The 20579-nt window shown below is 72.0% G+C and carries 4 protein-coding genes; all 4 read left to right on the top strand.

Annotated features, from left to right (window positions below):
• Window positions 1-4398: a type I polyketide synthase gene (locus ACZ63D_RS16615; RefSeq protein ID WP_465355165.1), complete on the top strand. Its 4398-nt coding sequence runs from the start codon at window positions 1-3 to the stop codon at window positions 4396-4398.
• Between the two features lie 73 nt (window positions 4399-4471).
• Window positions 4472-12640 carry an amino acid adenylation domain-containing protein gene (locus ACZ63D_RS16610; protein ID WP_465355164.1) on the top strand — a complete coding sequence of 2723 codons (8169 nt, stop codon included), beginning with the start codon at window positions 4472-4474 and terminating at the stop codon, window positions 12638-12640.
• Window positions 12637-18213 (top strand): type I polyketide synthase, encoded by a 5577-nt coding sequence (locus ACZ63D_RS16605; protein ID WP_465355163.1) that lies wholly within the window; start codon window positions 12637-12639, stop codon window positions 18211-18213. Before ACZ63D_RS16610 ends, ACZ63D_RS16605 begins: the two co-directional genes overlap by 4 nt.
• Window positions 18210-20570, top strand: coding sequence for a condensation domain-containing protein (locus ACZ63D_RS16600; RefSeq protein ID WP_465355162.1), 2361 nt, complete (start codon window positions 18210-18212; stop codon window positions 20568-20570). Before ACZ63D_RS16605 ends, ACZ63D_RS16600 begins: the two co-directional genes overlap by 4 nt.
• Window positions 20571-20579: the final 9 nt, after the last annotated feature.

Here is a 20579-nt window from a genome sequence, read left to right as displayed (position 1 = left end):
ATGACGGAACAGCACCAGAACACGGAAATCCCGGACGGCGCTGGCACTGCTGAGCGGATCGCCGTCGTGGGCATGGCGGGCCGGTTCCCCGGCGCGGACTCGGTGTCCGCACTGTGGCAGCTGCTGGAGAACGGCGCCGACGCGGTGCAGCGGTTCACCGAGGCCGAACTCGCCGACGCCGGGGTCCCGGCCGCCCTGGCCGCGGACCCGCGCTACGTCCCGGCGAAGGGCGTGCTTGACGACATCGCCGGGTTCGACTCGACGCTGTTCGGCTACGGCGCGCTGGAGGCCGACATCATCGACCCGCAGCAGCGGATCTTCCTGGAGGTCGCGCTGGCCGCGCTGGAGGACGCCGGCTGCGATCCGGACCGCACGGACGGAACCGTCGCCGTCTACGGCGGTTCGATGCTGAGCACCTACCTGATCCACCATCTGCTGCCGCGCGCCGATCTGCCCGCGAAGCTCGGGATTCCGTTGCTGTTCCAGGGAAACCAGCCGGATCAGCTGGCCGCGCGGGTGGCGTACAAGCTCGATCTGCGCGGTCCGGCGGTCACCGTGCAGACCGCGTGCTCGTCGTCGCTGGTCGCGGTCCACCTCGCCGCTTCCAGTCTGCTCAGCCAGGAATGCGACGTCGCGCTGGCGGGCGGCGTCACGGTCACGTTGCCCGACCGGGCGGGGTATCTGCCCACCGAAGGCGGCATCGAATCGCCCGACGGACGCTGCCGGCCGTTCGGCGCGGAAGCGAACGGGACGGTGTTCGGCAACGGCGCGGCGGTGGTCGTGCTCAAGCGTCTTTCCGACGCGATCGCCGACGGCGACCGGGTGCACGCGGTCATCCTCGGCTCGGCGGTGACGAACGACGGTGCCGCGAAGGCCGGCTACACCGCGCCGGGCGTCGCTGGTCAGGCTGCGGCACTGCGGGAAGCGCTCGACATGGCGGAGGCCGATCCGCGCTCGATCGGCTACGTCGAGGCGCACGGCACCGGCACCGCGATCGGCGACTCCATCGAGGTCGCGGCGCTGAACGAGGTCTACGGCGAGCAGGCGGCCGAAGGCCCGGCGTGGTGCGGCCTCGGCTCGGTGAAGTCGAACATCGGCCACCTGGACACCGCGGCCGGGGTCACCGGCCTGATCAAGAGCGTGCTGACGCTGCGGGCGGGCCGGATCCCGGCGAGCCTGCACGCCGGCAAGACCAACCCGGATCTCGGCTTGGACGGCAGCCCGTTCTTCGTGCCGGACCGGCTCGTCGACTGGCCGGTGCCCGACGGCCCGCGCCGTGCGGCGGTCAGCGCCTTCGGCATCGGCGGGACCAACGCCCACGTCGTGCTGGAACAGGCCCCGGAACTGCGGTCGCGACCCGCACCGTCCCGGAAGCCGCGGCTGGTGCCGATCTCGGCCGCGACCAGCACCGCGCTGTCAGCCGCGGCGAGCAGGCTGGCCGACCACCTGGCCGAGCAGCCCGCCGAGCTGGCCGATGTCGCCAGCACCCTGCAGACCGGACGGCGGCAGCTGCCGCACCGGCGCGTCGTGGTCGCGGACGACACCGCTTCGGCGATCGCGGCGTTGCGTTCGGGCGGCCGCCGGGTCTCGGTGTCCGGTCACGCTGGCTCCGACGAACCTGCTGTCGCGTTCGTGTTCCCAGGCCAGGGCGCGCAATTCGCCGGGATGGCGCAGGGACTCTACGCTGCCGAGCCGGTGTTCGCCGAGGCACTCGACGAATGCGCGCGGCTGCTGGCCCGCCACAGCGACCTCGACCTGATCGACTTGCTGCGCCGGGACACCGCGGAACTGCAGCGCACGGAAATCACCCAGCCCGTCGTGTTCTGCGTGAGTTACGCGCTCACCCAGCTTTTCCAGCACCGCGGCATCCGCCCGGCCGCCGTTCTCGGCCACAGCGTGGGGGAGTACGCCGCTGCCTGCGCGGCCGGGGTGTTCACCCTCGCCGAGGCACTGTCGCTGGTCGTCGCCCGGGGCCGGGCGCTGGACGAGATTCCGGCCGGGGCGATGCTCGCGGTGCCGCTCGCCGAGGACCAGGCCACGGTGCTCGCCGACCGGTACGGAGTGGATCTCGCCGCGGTCAACGGCCCGGAGTCCAGTGTGCTTTCCGGGCCGAAGGAAGGGATCGAGGCGGTCGCGGCGGAACTGGCCGAAGCGGGCAAACGGGCGGTGCGGCTGCCTACCGACCGCGCCTTCCACAGCCGGTTGTGCGCGACGGCCGAGGAAGCTTTCTCCACCGCATTGGCCGCAGTGAAGCCGAAAAGGCCGACGGTGCCGTTCGTGTCCACGGTCACCGGCGCCTGGATCACCGACGAAGCAGCCACCCGCGAGTACTGGCTCGGCCAGCTCCGCGCCCCGGTCCGGTTCCACGCCGCGCTCACCACGCTGTCCGAAATGGACGGACGAGTCGTCGCCGTCGAGGCGGGTCCCGGGAGCGTGCTGACCGATCTGGCCAAGTCCGGGCGCAGCGGGATCCGGTTCGCGCCGGTGCCGCTGCCCAGCCGCGGACAGGCCGACGAGGAGGTTTCCGCGCTGCTGTCGGTCGCCGGGCTGTGGACCGAAGGCGTGCCGGTGGACTGGACGCAGTTCGCCGAGCCCGGCAGCCGCCGCGTGAGCCTGCCCGGCTACCCGTACGAGCACCGCCGCCACTGGATCGAACGCACCGCGCCGGTCCCGGCCACCCCGTCCGGTCCGGTGCACGCGAAGCTCAGCTGGCGGGAAACCGCCGTCCCGGACACCGATCCGCTCGCCGAACGCCGCCACACCTGGCTGATTTTCGCCGACCCGGACGGCAGCACCCAGCCGGTCGCCGACTACCTGACCGCACGCGGCCAGATCGTCACCTCCGTGCTGCCCGGCGAAGGATTCCGCCGGGTCCGCCGCGGGGTCTACGAAATCGACCCGGCCCGCAGCGAGGACTACGCGGCGCTGCTGCGCGAACTGCGCGGGATGGTCCGCACCCCGACCGCGATCGTGCACGGCTGGACGCTCGGCGGGAAAGCCGCCGCCGACGGCGATTTCGGTCCGCTCAGCCTGATCCGGCTGGCTCGTGCGATGGCCGAAGAAGCGTTGGTGACAGGCGTCGCGCTGGGTGTGCTGACCGCGGGCGGCCACGCCGTCGACCCCGGAGACCGCATCGACCCGTCCGCGACCGCGATGAGCGGACCGGTGCTGGTGCTGCCCGAGGAGTTCCCGAACCTCCGGTGCACGCAGATCGATGTCACCGCCGAGCCTCCGGCCGAGCAGGTGGTCCGGACCGTGCTGTCGCCGCCGTCGAATATCGTTGCCCTGCGCGGCGAACGGACGCTGGTCCGCATTCCGGTCCCGCTGCCGGATCAACCCGGCGCACCGGCGGTGCTGAAACCGCGCGGAACCTACGTCGTCACTGGCGGTCTCGGCGGGATCGGCCGCTCCATCGCGGAATACCTGGCCCGCACCGCGCAGGCGCGCTTGGCGCTGCTGGGACGGCACGCCGTCGCCGACGAAGCCTGGCTCGACCGGCTGCGCGCCGAGGGCGCGGAAGTCCTTGTCCTGTCTGCCGATGTGGCCGACGCGAGCCAGGTGCGCCACGCGCTCTCCACTGTCCGCTCGCGGTTCGGCCGGATCGACGGCGTGGTGCATGCCGCCGGTGTGCCGGGTGGCGGATCGGTGTCGCTGCGCACCGACGAGGACGTGCGGGCGGTGCTCGCGCCGAAGGTCGCCGGGACGCGCAACCTGCTGGCCGAACTCGCCGACGACGAAGCCGACTTCCTCCTGCTGTGCTCCTCGACCGCGGCGGTGCTGCCCACCTACGGACAGGCCGACTACGCGGCGGCGAACGCCTACCTGGACGGGGTCGCGGCCGCGGCCACGGTCCGGCGCACCATCGCGGTCAACTGGGACATGTGGGCGCGGGTCGGCATGGCCGCGACCGCGGAGGTCCCGGCAGACCTCGAAGCCGTCCAGAAGGCGGCGCTGGCGGGCGCGCTGACGCCGGAACAGGGCGTGGCGGCGTTCGCCGCGGTGCTCGGCGGTTCGCAGCGGCAGGTGCTGGTCCTGCGCGAGGGCGCGGAAATCCGCCCGGACGGCGCGCTGGACCTCGGCATCGCCGCGCCGGCCGCGGCCGCCCATCCCCGCCCGGACCTCGCGACCCCTTACGTCGCACCGGAAACCGAAACCGAACTGCGGCTCGCTGAACTGTACGGGGAATCGCTCGGTCTCGACCGCGTCGGCGTCCAGGACGAATTCCTCGACCTCGGCGGGCATTCGCTGCTCGCCGCCCAGCTCGCGGCCCGGCTGCGCGCGGAGTTCGGCGTGGACGTCCCGGCGCGGGCCTTCTTCGAGGGCGGGCGGATCGCGGACGTGGCCGAAGAGATCGAAGCAGCGATCATCGCGGATTTGGAGAGTCATGAACGAGCGTGAGACACGAGTCAAGGACCGGCAACGCAAACTCGCCGCGCTCTCTCCCGAGCAGCGCGCGAAGTTCGAGCAGCGGGTGCGCGGCCAGGCCGCCGCCGGGCCGGAACGCGTTGTCCCGGCCCGCGAACCGGGCACCGCCGCGCCGCTGTCCTTCGGACAGGAACGCCTGTGGTTCCTCGACCAGCTGCAGCCCGGTCTGCCGTCCTACAACGAATATTTCGCGCTCCGGCTGACCGGCTCGGTCAGCGTGCTGGCGCTGGAAGCCGCGCTGCACGGCATCGTGCGGCGGCACGAAGCGCTGCGGACCGTCGTGGCCGCGACGGACGGCGTTCCCGCGCAACGGGTTCTGCCCGCGCCCGAGGACGTGCTGCGAGTGGTCGACCGGCCGGACGCGGACGCCGCGGAACTCGTGCGCGGCGCGGAAGAAGAGGCGGCACGGCCGTTCGACCTGGCCGACGGACCGCTGTTCCGCGCGGTGCTGACCCGCGGCGCGACCGAATCGCTGCTGGTGATCGTCAACCACCACTTCGCGGGCGACGGCTGGTCGCGGACCAACCTGCTGCGCGAACTGAGCGAGGGCTACCGCGCGTTCCTCGACGGCGGGCCGGAACCGGCGGAGCCGGAAGTGCAGTACGGCGACTGGTCCGCGTGGCAGCGCCGGGAACTGACCGACGAGAAGCTGGCCGGGCCGTTGCGGTACTGGCGCGAGAACCTCGCCGGGCTGCCCCCGCTGCTGGAACTGCCCGGCGACCGCCCGCGCCCCGCCACCGCCTCGTTCCAGGGCGGCCGGGTGCACTTCCGGATCGACGCCGAGGCCACCGCCGCGATCGACGCGCTGGGCAAGGCCGCGAAGGCGACCCCGTTCATGGTCGCGCTGACCGCGTGGCTGGCGGTGCTCGGGCAGTACTCCGGGCAGCGCGACGTCGCGGTCTCCACCCCGGTCGCCGGCCGGTCGCTGCCCGAGCTGACCGGTTCGGTCGGCATGTTCGTCAACAGCGTCGTGCTGCGCTCGGGACTCGACGGCGACCCGACGTTCGCCGAGCTGCTGACCCGGGTGAAGGAAACCGTGCTCGGCGGCCTCGGGCACGCCGAGGTGCCGTTCGAGCGGCTGGTGCGCGAGCTGGCCCCGGAACGCGACCCCGGCTACGCGCCGCTGGCCCAGGTCCAGTTCGGGTACCGGGTCGAGGAGGCCGTCGAACTGGAGCTGCCCGGCGTCGTCGCGGAGCCGGTGGAGCTGGACAACGGCTGGTGCCGCGGCGATCTCGCGCTGGATCTCACGCGGGTCGACGGCGAGACCGCGGGCGTCTGCGAGTACAGCCGGGATCTCTTCGACGCCGAGACTGTCACCGCGTTCACCGAATCACTCGTGCACGTTCTGCGCACCGCCGCGGCGAATCCGGAACTTTCGCTGTCCGAGCTTTGCACGCCGACGCCCGCGGACCAGGCCCAGCTGGCGGAGGTCAACCGGACCGAGCTGAGCCTCACCGGCGTCCCGGACGTGGTGACCGCCTTCGCCGAGCAGGCCCGCCGCCGCCCGGACGAAACCGCACTGGTCGCCGACGGGGAAACGCTGACCTTCCGCGAACTGGACGAACGCGTCCGCACGCTGGCCGCCCGGCTGCGTGCCGCCGGTGTCGGCCCGGGCACCACCGCGGGCATCTGCCTGCACCGCGGCCCGGACCTCGTCGTCGCGTTGTTCGGCGTGCTCGCCGCCGGTGCCGCCTACGTTCCGCTCGACCCCGCCTACCCGAAGGCCCGGCTCGCCTACGTGCTGGAAGACGCGCGCCCAGCGGTGGTCATCGCGGAGCCAGGCCAGACCGCACTGCCCGACGGCACTGCCGTGCTCACGGTGCGCGGTCCTGCGGCCGATTTCGCTTATCCCGCCCCGGATCCTGCTTCGCCCGCGTATGTCATCCACACCTCCGGATCGACCGGAAAGCCCAAGGGCGTGGTGCTCAGCCACCGCAACCTGACGCACTTCCTGCGCGCCATGGACGACACCGTCGAGGCCGATTGCCCGATCACCTGGCTGGCCGTGACGAGCGTGTCCTTCGACATCTCGGTGCTGGAAATCCTCTGGACGCTCACCCGCGGCCACCGCGTCGTGCTTTCCCCGGACCGCGCGCGGCCGGACGCCGCCCGGCCGGACTTCAGCCTGTTCTACTTCGGCAGCACCCCGTCGGCTCCCGGCCACGAGCAGTATCGGCTCCTGATGGAGGGCGCGAAGTTCGCCGACGGCCACGAGTTCGCCGCGGTGTGGCTGCCGGAGCGGCATTTCCACGAGTTCGGCGGCCCATTCCCGGCCCCGTCCGTGCTGGCCGGCGCGGTCGCCGCGAACACCAGCCGGGTGGCGATCCGCGCGGGCAGCGTCGTGCTGCCGCTGCACCACCCGATCCGCGTGGCCGAGGAATGGTCGGTGGTCGACAACCTGTCGGCGGGCCGCGTCGGCCTGTCCTTCGCCTCCGGCTGGCACCTCGACGATTTCGTGCTGGCCAAGGATTCCTACCAGGACCGCGGCGAGCTGACCCGCTCCGGGCTGGACGTCGTGCGGCGGCTCTGGCGCGGCGAGCGCGCCGAATTCGAGGGCCCGGGCGGCCGCCAGGTCGAGATCGGCGTCCTGCCCCGGCCGGTGCAGCCGGAACTGCCGTGCTGGCTGACCTCCTCGGGCAACATCGAAACCTGCCGCAACGCCGGACGGCTCGGCGTCGGCCTGCTCACGCACCTGCTCGGCCAGACCGTGGACGAGCTCGCCGAACGCATCGCCGCCTACCGCGCGGCATGGCACGAGGCCGGGCACCCCGGCCAGCCGCACGTGACGCTGATGGTGCACACCTACGTCGGCGCCGACGCCGAGGACGTCCGGACGACGGCGATCCCGCACTTCCGCGACTACCTGCGCACGTCGGTCGGCCTGATCGAGAAACTGGCCGCGGGGCTCGGCATGGACCTCAGCTCGGCCGATTTCACCGACGACGACCGCGAAGCGCTGCTCGACCACGCCGTCGCCCGCTACCAGCGCGACGCTTCGCTGATCGGCACCGCGAAAGAGTGCGGTCCGACGGTGGCCCGGCTGACCGCCGCCGGGGTGGACGAAATCGCCTGCCTGCTGGACTTCGGCGTGCCGGTCGACGCGGCGCTCGCCGCGCTGCCGAGGCTGGCCGCGCTGCGCGAAACGGCCGGCCCGCCCGAACCGCCGTCGCTGGCTCAGCTGGTCCGCGACCACGGCGTCACCCATCTGCAGTGCACGCCGTCGCTGGCACGGACCCTGCTGGACGAACCCGATTCGGCGGCCTTCCGCGCGCTGCGGCTGCTGCTGCTCGGCGGGGAGCCGCTTGGCGCGGACCTGGCCGACCGGCTCGGCCGCGAGTTCGGCGTCCCGATCCGCAACATGTACGGACCGACCGAGACGACCGTCTGGTCCACCAGCGCGCTCGTGCCGCCGGGCGCGGACCCGGTCGGCATCGGCGGACCGATCGCGAACACCACCGTCCACGTGCTCGACCGCGCCGGGCATCCGGTTCCGGTGGGCGTGGCCGGAGAGCTGTACCTCGGCGGCGCGGGCGTCGCCGACGGCTACCTCGGCCGCCCCGGCCAGACCGCCGAACGCTTCGTCGCCGACCCCTTCGGCCCGCCCGGCGCCCGGCTGTACCGCACCGGCGACGTCGTGCGGCTGCGACGCACCGGCGGACTGGAATACCTGGGCCGCAACGACGATCAGCTCAAGGTGCGCGGTTTCCGCGTCGAACCGGCCGAGATCGAGCAGGCGCTCGCCGCGCTGCCCGGAGTCCGCCGCGCCGCGGTGCGCGCCCACGAAGCCTCGCTGACCGGCTACGTCCTGCTGGAGCCGGGAACCGCGGAAACGCCGGAAGCCGAACTGCGTGCCGCGCTGGCCGCCGAACTGCCCGCCCACCTGGTGCCGTCGCGAGTGCTCGTCCTGGACGAATTCCCGCACACGGACAACGGAAAGCTCGACCGCGCCGCGCTGCCCGCTCCCGAAGGCAGGCCCGGCGGGGAACCGGCCGTGCTGCCCGGCACGCCCACCGAAACGGAGCTGGCCGCGATCTGGCAGTCCGTGCTCGGCATCGAACAGGCCGGCGTCACCGACGATTTCTTCGAGCTGGGCGGACATTCCCTGCTGGCCACGCAGCTGGTCGCGCGGGTGCGCCGCGAGCTGGCGGTCGAACTGCCGCTGCGTTCGGTGTTCTCGGCCCCGACCATCGCGGGTCTCGCGGCGGAGATCGACCGGCTGCGCGGCACGGCCGTCGAGCCGGAAGCCGCCGCGCTCGTGCCGGATCCGGCACACCGGCACGAGCCGTTCCCGCTCACCGACACCCAGCGCGCCTACTGGATCGGGCGCACCGGCGAAATGGGCGGCGACGTCTCGTGCCACTTGTACGTCGAACTGGATGCGTCCGATGTGGACGTCGCCCGGCTGGAAACCTCTTGGCGCGCCATGATCGAACGGCACGACGCGCTCCGGCTGGTCTTCGGCAACGACGGGACCCAGCGCATCCTCCCGACGGTGCCTGAGTACGCGATCAGCGTGACCGACCTCCGCGCAGCGTCCGAAGTGGACACTGAGGCTCAGCTCGCCGAGCTTCGCGAGCACATGTCGCACCAAGTGCTGCCCTCGGATACCTGGCCGCTGTTCGACCTGCGCGTCAGCCGGATCGGCGACACCCGCGTCCGGCTGCACCTGAGCATCGACACGCTCATCGCCGACGGCGCGAGCGTCCGGATCCTGCTGCGCGAGCTGCTGGCCCACTACCGGGGCGAACTCGACGCGTCGCTGCCGGAACTGTCCTTCCGGGACTACGTGCTGGCCGAATCGGCGTTGCGCGAAGGCCCGGCGCACGAACGCGCCGCCGAGTACTGGCGCGGTCGACTGGAGACCCTGCCGCCCGCGCCGCAGCTCCCGTTGCGGGTCGCGCCCGCCGAACTGGCCTCGACCCGGTTCCGCCGCCGCGAACACCGGGTACCCGCCGAAGTGTGGTCGCGAGTCAAGTCCTTCGCGGCCGGACGCCGGATCACCCCTTCCGCCCTCGCGCTCACCGCGTACGCGCAGACCTTGGGCACCTGGGCGGCCAGCGACCGGTTCACCCTTAACCTCACCTTGTTCAACCGCGCCGGCGACCACCCCGACCTGGCGACGATGGTCGGCGACTTCACCGCGCTGAGCATGTTCGAAGTCTCCGACGCCTGCGGCGGCAGCTTCGAGCAGCGCGCGAAACGCGTCCAGGAACAGCTGTGGGACGATCTCGACCACCGGCTGATGAGCGGGGTGCGGGTGGCCGGCGAACTCGCCCGCCAGCGCGGCGGCGTCGCGGAGGCGACCATGCCCGTGGTCTTCACCAGCGAACTGGGCACGCCCGACGTCTCCGGGGAAGCGCTGCTCGAAGAGTTCGGCGCGACCGTCGCGCACACCATCACGCAGACGCCGCAGGTGTGGCTCGACCACCAGATCTCCGAGGAAGGTCCCGACCTCCGCCTGACCTGGGACGCCGTCGAAGACCTCTTCCCCGAGGGAATGCTCGACACGATGTTCGCCGCGTACGTCGGCCTGCTGCACCAGCTCGCCGACCCGGCGACGTGGACCGACGAGCGCCCCGAACTGCTCCCGGCCGCGCAGACGGAGATCTACCGCGAGTTCAACGACACCGCTGGTCCGATCCCGGCCGGACTGCTGCACGAGCCGTTCCTGGCGACCGCCGCGCGCACCCCGGACGAGACGGCCGTTATCAGCGCGACCGGAAACCGTACTTATGCCGAGCTGGAGGCCGCTTCGCGAGCTGTCGCCGAAGCCGTCACCGCGGCGGGACACGGGCGTGGCGACCTGGTCGGCGTGCTGGTGGAACGCGGTTGGGAACAGGTGGCCGCGGTGCTCGGCGTGCTGCGCGCCGGAGCCGCGTACCTGCCGGTCGACCCGCGCCTGCCCGCCGCGCGCGTGGCGCAGGTGCTCGGACACGCCGAAGCCGCCGCGCTGATCGCGTTGCCGGACCACGATCTCACCGGGCACCTTCCGCCCGGCGTGCAGCGGATCCCGTTCGACCCGGTCCCGTCCGGCGCACCCTACGAACCGCCCGCCGCCTCGGCCGACGACGTCGCCTACGTCATCTACACCTCCGGCTCCACCGGCCAGCCCAAGGGCGTCGTGATCGACCACCGCGGCGCGCTCAACACCGTCACCGACATCAACGAGCGGTTCGGCGTCGGCCCGGCGGACCGGGTGTTCGGGTTGTCCGCCTTGGGCTTCGACCTGTCGGTGTACGACATCTTCGGCGCTTTCGCCGCCGGCGCGGCGCTCGTCGTGCCCGGCGCGGACGAGATCCGCGACCCGGCGAGCTGGACCGCCTCGGTCGAGCGGAACCGGGTCACCGTCTGGAATTCCGTCCCGGCGTTGATGGAGATGCTGCTCGCCTACGCCGGGGACAGCCCGCGTACGGAACTCGCGTCGCTGCGGCTGGTGATGCTCAGCGGCGACTGGATCCCGACCGGGATGCCGGACGCGATCCGCGCGGTGTGCCCGCCGGCCGAGGTGATCAGCCTCGGCGGCGCGACCGAAGCGTCGATCTGGTCGGTGTACTACCCGGTCGGCGACGTCGACCCGGACTGGCCGAGCATCCCGTACGGCCGCCCGCTGCGGAACCAGACGATGCACGTGCTGGACAGCCAGCTGCGCCCGCGCCCGCCGTGGGCTCCGGGACAGCTCTACATCGGCGGCATCGGCGTCGCGCTCGGCTACTGGCACGCGCCGGAGCTGACCGAGCGGGCCTTCATTACTCATCCGTCGACCGGCGAACGGCTTTACCGCACCGGCGACCTCGCCCGCCACCTTCCCGACGGCACGCTCGAATTCCTCGGCCGCGAGGACACCCAGGTCAAGGTGCGCGGAATGCGCATTGAACTGTCCGAGATCGAGTCGACCCTGCTCAAGCTGCCCGGCGTCCGCGAATCGGCGGTCGTGGTGCGGGGCAAGGGAACGAGCGCCGAGCTGGTGTCCTTTGTGGTCGCCGAACGGCCCGCCCCGGCACCGGCTCCCGTCGCCGCCGCTGCCAGCGTTCCCGATCCGGAAGCGGTGGCGAAACTGGCCCTGCGGTTCAGCTCGCCCGGCCGCCGGACCGACCTGACCGGAAACGTCAGCTACCCAGCCGCAGGTCTCGATGCCGCGCCGACCGCTGTGTCCGCGAAGGCGTTCGGCGAAGGCCCGGTCGCGCTCGCCGCGGTCACCAGCCTGCTGTCCGTGCTCGGCCAATACCGCGAAGACGGAATGCCGAGGTACGCCTACGCGTCGGCGGGCGGCCTCTACCCGGTGCAGGCCTACCTGGCGGTGGGGGAGAACGGCGTCCGCGGCCTGCCCGCCGGGACCTACTACTACGACCCGGTCGACGCGGCGCTGGTGTCGCTGAAACAAGGCGACTGGTTCACTTCCGCCCTCTACGACGAACGCAACCGCCCGCTCGCCGAACAGGCCGGTTTCGCGATCTTCCTCGTCGCGCGGAACTCGGCGATCGAACCGCAGTACGGCGAACTCGCCGAGCGATTCTGCCTGCTGGAAGCCGGTGCCATCGCACAACTGCTTCGCCAGCGGGCGGCGGACACGGGCCTCGCCCTGTGCTCGATCGGCGACGTCTACGACGGCCCGCTGCAAGACGGCCTGCTGCTGGAGCCGGGCCAGACCCAGCTGCACAGCATGCTTTGCGGCCTTCCCGCCGGGGCTCCCGCGGAGAGCGTCGAGGACACCCTGCGGGCGGGGCTCGCCGAGCGGTTGCCGTCCTACATGGTCCCGCGCGAGGTTCGGGTAGTCGACGCGTTGCCGTTGAGCGCCAACGGAAAAGTCGACCGGCGACGGCTCATCGAACTCGCTGGCGCCGCTTCCGCGCCGGAGAAGCCCGCACCTTCTCTTCCGTCCACTTCGGACAGTGTGGTAGACCGGCTCAGCGCGATCTGGCGCGAGCTGCTCGGGGTCGAAGACGTCGGCGTGGACACGAACTTCTTCGAACTCGGGGCCAACTCGATCCACCTGGTCCGCGCGCAGCGCCGGATCGGGGCCGAGTTCGGCCGCGAGGTGCCGATCGTGGAGATGTTCGACCGGCCGACGATCCGGCAGTTCGCCGCGCTGCTGACCGGCGACGGCCCGGCGCGGCGGCCGTCCGTCGCACCGGCCGCACCGGTCGCCGAAGGCCGCGGCGGCCACCACCGGCGCCGGCGGGAGAGCCGGCGCGAATCCGTGAGGCAGGGATCATGAACGACGAACTAGCGGGCCCAGCGGGCCTGGAAGACGCGGTCGCGATCGTCGGCCTCGCCTGCCGGTTCCCCGGCGCCGAGAACGCGGACCAGTTCTGGGACAACCTGGTCAACGGCCGCGAGGGCATCAGCTTCTTCTCCGGCGACGACCTCGCCGCGCGCGGAATCGACGCCACCGCACCGGGATTCGTCCCGGCCGGCGGGGCGCTGCCCGGCATCGACGAGTTCGACGCGGAGTACTTCGGCATCTCGCCGAGGGACGCCGCGCTGATGGACCCGCAGCACCGGCTGTTCCTCCAGTGCGCCGTGCACGCGCTGGAGGACGCCGGTCTCCGCCCGGACCGCGGGGGAGACGTCGGCGTCTACGCGGCGGCCGGCTTCAACTCCTACCTGGCCCGGAACCTGCTGCCCGCCGCGCACGAACTGGGCGACCGCTCGTCCGTGCAATGGCTGTCCGGCAGCGAAAAGGACTACCTGGCCACCCAGCTGTCCTACCGGCTCGGTCTCACCGGCCCGAGCCTGAGCGTGCAGTCCGCGTGCTCGTCGGCCCTGGTCGCCGTGCACCTGGCCGGAGAAGCGCTGCTGTCCGGCGAATGTTCGGTCGCGCTGGCCGGCGCCGTGTCGATCGGCCTTGGCCAAGACTCCGGATACCAGTTCACCGAAGGCGGAATCGTCTCCCCCGACGGCCACTGCCGCCCCTTCGACGCGGACGCTCAAGGCACGGTCTTCGGCAGCGGTGTCGCCGCCGTCGTCCTGAAACGCCTCGAAGACGCCGTCGCCGACGGAGACCCGATCCGCGCGGTGCTGCTCGGCTCCGCCGTCGCCAACGACGGCAACCGCAAGGTGGGCTTCACCGCCCCCGGCCTGGACGGTCAGCACCGTGTCATCACCGCCGCCCACCGGGTCGCCGGAATCGACCCCAGCGACGTCTCCTGCGTCGAAGCGCACGGCACCGGCACCGCACTGGGCGACCAGATCGAACTGGCCGCGCTGAACCGGGTCTTCGAGGGCTCGTCCGGCGACTGCGTGCTGGGCTCGGTGAAATCGAACGTCGGCCACCTGGACACCTGCGCCGGAATGGCCGGGCTGATCAAAACGGTGCTTTCCTTGCAACACCGCCACTTCGTCCCCACCGTGCACTTTCAGCGCCCGCACCCCGACCGGGGCCTGCCCGGAAGCCGTTTCCGCGTACTGGCCGCCGCCGAACCATGGCCAGGTGCGGACGGCACCCGCATCGCCGGAGTCAGCTCCTTCGGCATCGGCGGCACCAACGCCCACCTAGTCCTGCGCGACGCCCCTCCTGCCCCCGCGCGGTCCTCCGCCGAGGAATGGCACGTCATCCCGATCTCCGCCCGAACCCCCGAAGCCGCGACCGTCCTTTCTGGACAAACCGCCGACGCCCTAGCCGGTGCTGATCTCGCCGACGCCGCCCACACTCTCCAACTAGGCCGAGGTGAATACCCGACCCGTCGCGCAGTCGTAGCCAAAACCGGCCCCGATACCGCCACCGCCCTGCGCACCGCGAAGTCCGTCTCATCGACGGGTTCGCCGCCGGTCTTCGCCTTCCCCGGCCAAGGCAACGGCTACCCAGGCATGGCCGCCGAACCGCACCGCACGGAACCCGCCTTCGCCGCAGCCCTAGACGACGCCCTAGCCGCCCTAGACCCGTCGCTGCGGCAGCTATTGCTAGACCCAGCACACCCCGATCTCTTCGACCGCACCGAAATCGCCCAACCAGCCCTGTTCGCCGTCGAATACGCACTGGCTTCGTGGTGGCTCTCGCTAGGCGTCACCCCCGGGGCACTGATCGGCCACAGCGTCGGCGAATACGCCGCAGCCTGCGTGGCCGGAGTCTTCCCGCTGCCGGACGCCGCCCGCCTGGTCACCGCCCGGGGACGGCTGATGGCCACCACCCCGCCCGGCGCCATGGTCTCCGTCCCGCTGCCAGAGCACGAGCTGACCGACTTGCTTAGCCCCGCCGTCTCCCTGGCCGCCGTCAACGCCCCAGACCGATGCGTGCTGGCCGGATCCGTCGAAGCCGTGGCCGCCGTCGAACGCCGGCTAGCCGAACGGGGCGTTTCCACGAAGCGTCTCGCGACTCGGCACGCGTTCCATTCACACCACCAGGACAGCATCCTCGCCGCCTTCGCCGCTGAGGTGCGCGCCGTGCATCTGGCCGAACCGCAGCTGCCGATCGTCTCCACCGTCACCGGCCGCACGCTGACTCCGGCCGAGGCGACTTCCCCCGAATACTGGATCCGGCAGGTCCGGGAACCAGTCCGCTTCGCCGCCGCCGTGGCCGAGACCTCCGGCCCCTTACTGGAACTCGGCCCCGGCCGAAGCCTCGCGTCGGCAGCCCGCCGGACCGACCCCGCGCGCCTGGTGCTCCCCGGTCTCACCGGAGGCACCGACGGCGTGGACACCCCGCCAAGCTGGCTGACCGCACTGGCCGCGGTGTGGTCGCACGGCGCCGAAGTGCGCTGGGAGGCCCAAGGCCACCGCACCGGCCGCCGGATCTCGTTGCCCGGCTACCCGTTCGCGAAAGACCGCCACTGGTTCGAACCGTCCACCCCCGCCCCGGCTCCGGTCGCGGCCTCGCGCTACCACGTCCCGAACTGGACGCGGTGCCCGCTGCCCGCTCGGCCCGAGGCAGGGGAGGGGGCAGTCCTTGTCGTCTCGGACACCGCTGGCCTCGGCGCCGCTGTGACGAAGGAACTCCGCACCCTCGGCCGAACCGTCGTGGAAGTGGCTGGCGAGGACTTCGCCCCGCTCCTGACCCGGCTCCGCGCCGAAGGCCGCACCCCGGACGCGGCCGTGCTCTGCCGCGCCTTCGACGACCCGGACCTGGAATCCGCCACCCCATCCGAAATCGCCGCCGCGGCCGAGTCAGCCGTCGCCGACCCGCTGTTCCTGGCCCGCGCCCTAGCCGACACCTTCCCCGGCCACCCAGTCCGGCTGCTGTGCGTCACCCGAGCCGCCCAAGCGGTGGGTGCCCGACCGCCGAAAACCCCGCATTCGGCCGCGGTGCTCGGCCCGGTCCAGGCGATCCCGCTGGAACTGCCCGGCCTGACCGCCCGATGCCTCGACCTGTGGCCCGAGGACGGCACCGCCCTGACCGCCCTGGCCGAACGGGTCTGCGCGGAACTGCTCTCCGCCGACTGGCCCCCGGAAGGCCCACCCCTGATCGCCGCCCACGGCCCGGCCCGCTGGGTGCGGACGTGGGAACCCGCCGACCTCCCCGGATCGGACGGCGACCTGTCGTCCCTGCTCCGCGGCCTGCCTGGCTGCGCGGGTGCATCGCCGGTTCCGCCGGGTGGCTCGGCCGAATCGCCCTTGCCGAGGCACGATCTGCCGAAACTGCCGGGCACCCCGGCCGGATCGGACGGCGATCTGCCGGGCCGGGCGGGTGAATCGCCGCTTCCTCCGACCCGCGGCCTGCCGTCACCGGCCACCATGCCGCAGCCTTCGGCCACCCCGGCCGAATTGCCCAGCGGATTGGCCGCGCGAGCCAGCGAATCCGTGCACCCGCAGACCACACCAGCCGCCGGTCTGCCCAGCCGGGCGGGTGAATCGCCGATCCCTCCCACCCGCAGCCTCCCGACACCGGCCACCATGCCACAGCCTTCGGCCAACCCGACCGACCCGCCCAACACCCTCGCCGCGCAAGCCAGCGAATCGACCCCACCCCTCCACCCCACCGGAGCCTGCCTGATCACCGGCGGCCTAGGCGGCATCGGCGGCCAGATCGCCCTCCACCTGGCCCGCTCCGGCGCCCCCGCCCTGGTCCTCCTGGGCCGCTCGAACTTCCCCGACAGTCCACTATGGACCTCCATCCGCCCACCCCACACCCCCGCTGGCCCGCCCCTCGACCCCGCCACCGAAACCCTCCTCACCGCCCTGGCGCAAACCGGCGCGACGATCTGCCTGGCCCAGGCCGACGTCTCCGCCGAAACCGAACTCCGCCCGATCCTCGCCCGGGTCAAAACCGCCGTCGGCCCCATCGCCGGCGTCGTGCACGCGGCGGGCGTCCCCGGCGGCGCGCTGGCCCACCAGGCCACCCGCGCCGGAATTCGCCGGGTGCTCGCGGCCAAAGTCGCCGGAACCGTGCTCCTGCACCGCATCCTGCGTGAAGACCGCCCGAGCTTCTTCGCGCTCTGCTCGTCCACGATGGCCGTCTCCGGGGTCCCCGGCCAATCCGCGTACAGCGGTGCCAACGCCTTCCTCGACACCTTCGCCCACACCGCCGACGGCCTCGTCTCCATCGGCTGGGACGGCTGGGCCGAAGTCGGCATGGCGGCCCGAAGCACCGTAACCAAGCCAAAAACACCCCTGGAACCCTTCGAGCACCCCCTGTTCGACGCCCGCGGCGCAACCGAATTCCGCCTGGCGCGCAATACCCACACCCGCTGGCTCAGCGAAGAACACCTCCTGGCCGGAACCCCAGTACTGCCGGGAAGCGCGCTGCTGGAACTGGCGATCGCCGCCTACCGCCTGGCCGAACCCGGCCACACCGGCCCGGTCGAGCTGAGCGACGTCCGCTTCCTCAACCCAGTCGACGACTTGTCCAACGTCGTGATCAGCCTGCACCCCAAGGAAAACGGCTACACCTGGGAGGTCGGCAACCACGCCCGCGGGTTCGTCACCGCGCACTGGGGAGAGCTTCCCGAACCGGCCGAACCAAAAACGTCTACAATGGACACCCTCGACACCAGCAGGCAAACCGGCCTCGTCACCACTGGACCGCGGTGGGACTGCGTCGCGGGCGCCTGGTCGACCGAGGCACAGGCACTTCTCAACCTCCGCCTCGCCCCGGCCTTCGAGACCGACTTCCCCGCCCACCCCCTGCACCCCGCGCTGTTCGACGTCGCCACCGGAGCAGTCGCGGCAGGTCCCGAACTGCCAGTCGGCTACCACCGGCTGATCTCCTACCGAGACCTGCCCAGCGAGCTGTACGCCTGGATCCGCCGGGTCGACCGAGGCCAGCAAGGCACGACCACCGCCGACCTCGATCTCACCGACGCGGACGGAAACCCGGTGGCCCGGGTGGAAGGCTTCCTCTTGCGGCAATTTCCGGCGAAAGGCGAGACCAAAACCGGTCTGACCACCAAGGAAGCCCTGGCCGCGTTCGATCGCGTGCTGGCGAACCGCCACCTCCCGCACATCGTCGTCAGCCAGCGGACCCGGGCCTCCCAGCCGGAGCGAACCGAGCCGTCCGCGCGGCCGAGCGCGGTCCAGGCGGACTACCTCGCGCCGCGGGACGAAACCGAGACCGTGCTGGCCGAAATCTGGGGACGGCTGCTCGGAGTCCCACGCGTCGGCGTGGAGGACGACCTCTTCGAACTCGGCGGGGATTCGCTGCTGATCGTGCAGATCGCCGCCGAGGCGCAACGGCTCGGTCTCGCCGTTTCGCCCAGCGCCGTCTTCGCGAACCCGACCGTCGCCGGCCTCGCCGCTGCGGTGCGAGAACCAGAGGCCGCCGCGGACGAGCCGGAAGCGCCGGACGTCGAGCTGGACGAGGACGAACTGGCGACCGTGCTGGGCATGTTCGCCACCGGAACGGGGGAGACGCCATGACCGCGGTAGCCGAGCTGTACCGCGTTTCCCCGGCACAGGAGGGAATGCTCTTCCACAGCCGGACGTCGCCGATCGACGGCTGCTACGTCGAACTCACCACGTTCCGGATCCGCGGCGAACTGGACCAGGCAACGCTGACCGCCGCCTGGCGCACCGTGTTCGCCCGCCATCCGGTGCTGCGCACGGGCTTCGCCTGGGAAGGAATCCGCACACCGCACCAGGTCGTGGTCGCCGACGCCGAGCCGAGGATCGACTTCGCCGACCTGACCGGCCTCACCGACGGGGAGCGCGCGGCGTACCTGGCCGCCGAAACCGAACGCCGCCGGTCCGAACGATTCGACCTCGCCCGGCCCCCGCTGATGCGGCTGCTGGTCGCGCGCTGCCCCGGCGAGCACCTGCTGATCTGGACCTATCACCACCTCCTGCTCGACGGCTGGTCGGCCGGGCTGCTGCTGGCGGAGGTGGCGAACCTGCTGGCCGGAGCTGAACCGGGCCCGGTCCCGCCGCCGTATCGCGACTACGTCCAGTGGATCCTCCGCCGTCCGCCCGGCCCGGCGCGGGAGTTCTGGACGTCGTATCTCGCCGGGGTCCAGCCCGCTCCGGTCGACCCTGGCACCAAGACGTACCGCACGGCCCGCCTCCGCATCCCGCCGGACCGGACCGCGGCACTGCGACAAGCCGCGCTCCGGAACCGGATCACGCTGAGCGAGCTGTTCGAGAGCGCGTGGGGCATCGTGCTCAGCCGGTTTTCCGGCCGGGACGACGTCGTCTTCGGCGCCGCCACCGCCGGACGGCCTCCGGAGCTGCCCGGCGCGGGCGAGATGGTCGGGATGTTCGTCAACACCGTGCCGGTGCGGGTGCGTCCTTCCCCGGACCTCCCGGTTTCGCGCTTCCTGGAGGAGTACCGCTCCGGGCGCCGCCGCCTGCACGACCACCAATACCTGCCGCTGCCCGACATCCAGGCCTGTGCCGCGATCCCGGCGGGCACCGCGCTCTTCGACACCCTCGTTGCCTTCGAGAACTACCCGGAAAGCGCGCTGCCGCAGGACAGTCCGGTGTCCGTCGAGGACATCCAGTACGAAACCCGCACCAACTACGGCCTCACCCTGGTGATCCGCATCGGCGACGACCTGACCGTGCAAGCGATCGGGCGGTACAGCGAAAGTGACCTTGATCAGCGGTTGCGTTACCTGGAAACGGTCCTGGCCCGGCTGAGTGCCCCGTCGTCTACCACGGTGCGCGAGGTCGGCGCCCTGCCGGAAGACACCCTGCGCCGGATCGCCGAGCTGACCACCGCCGAGCCCGGCCAAGAAATCTCCGCACTGCTCGCCCAGCACGCCCGCGAAACCCCGGACGCCACCGCGCTCGGCTCCACGACCTACCGCGAACTGGACCACCAGGTGAACGCGGCAGCGGATCGGTTGCGGGAACAGGGAATCGGCCACGACGACCGCGTCACCTGCCAGTTCGGCACCACCGCTGAACTGGTCACCGCCTTGCTCGCGATCGACCGGGTCGGCGCGCGCTGGACACCACCGGACGCCCACCCGGCGTTCGTCCTCACCGCCGACGGCGCGGTCCGGCAACAATCCACAGTGGACGAAACCGTTGCACGGCAGGTGCTTTCCACGCAACCCGCGGCGCTGGCCCGGCGAATCGGCCTGAACCGCTCCGATGTCGTTCTCCTGCAAGCCGATCCGGCCCCGGCCGAACTGCTGGCCCCGATCGCGGCCGGTGCGACGCTGATCTGCGCGCCCCCGCTCACCAGTCCCGATCTGGGCAACTGGATCACCCGCTTCGGCGTCACGACCCTCCTGGCCGACCCCTCCCGGCTGACCGCCCGCCCCGGCCTGCGCACGATCTCCACCGGACTGCCCACGGCACCATGGCCAGGCCTGTGGTGGCTCCGCCAACACCCCGCCACCGGCCTGTGCCTCGCCGCGACGGAACACGACCCCAGCCGTCCGGGAATGACGCCACTGCCCGGCGTCGCCGTCCTCGACGAGGCAGGCGACCCAGTGCCCTTCGGCGTGCCCGGAGCACTGACCTTCGGCGGGCACCCGACCGGAGAACGAGCCCGCCTGCTCCCGGACGGACAGCTGGACCTCGTCGCGCCAGCCGGATCCACGACCGAAGCGGTCGTGCTGCGCCTCTTCCGGGAAGCGCTGGGGGACAACGAGACCACCCCCGACGACGACTTCTTCGACCGAGGCGGCGACTCCGCGGGCGCTGTCGCGCTGGCCGGGCTGATCCGGTCCGAATTCGGCGGGGAACTCGACCCCGAGCTGGTGTTCGACTGCCCGACCGCGCGCGAGCTGGCCGCCGCCCTGCCCAAGACCGAAACCCGCGGAAACTGAGGGAGACAG

This window comes from Amycolatopsis sp. NPDC104775 (assembly GCF_055583325.1).
This window is presented reverse-complemented; position numbering and strand designations above follow the sequence as displayed.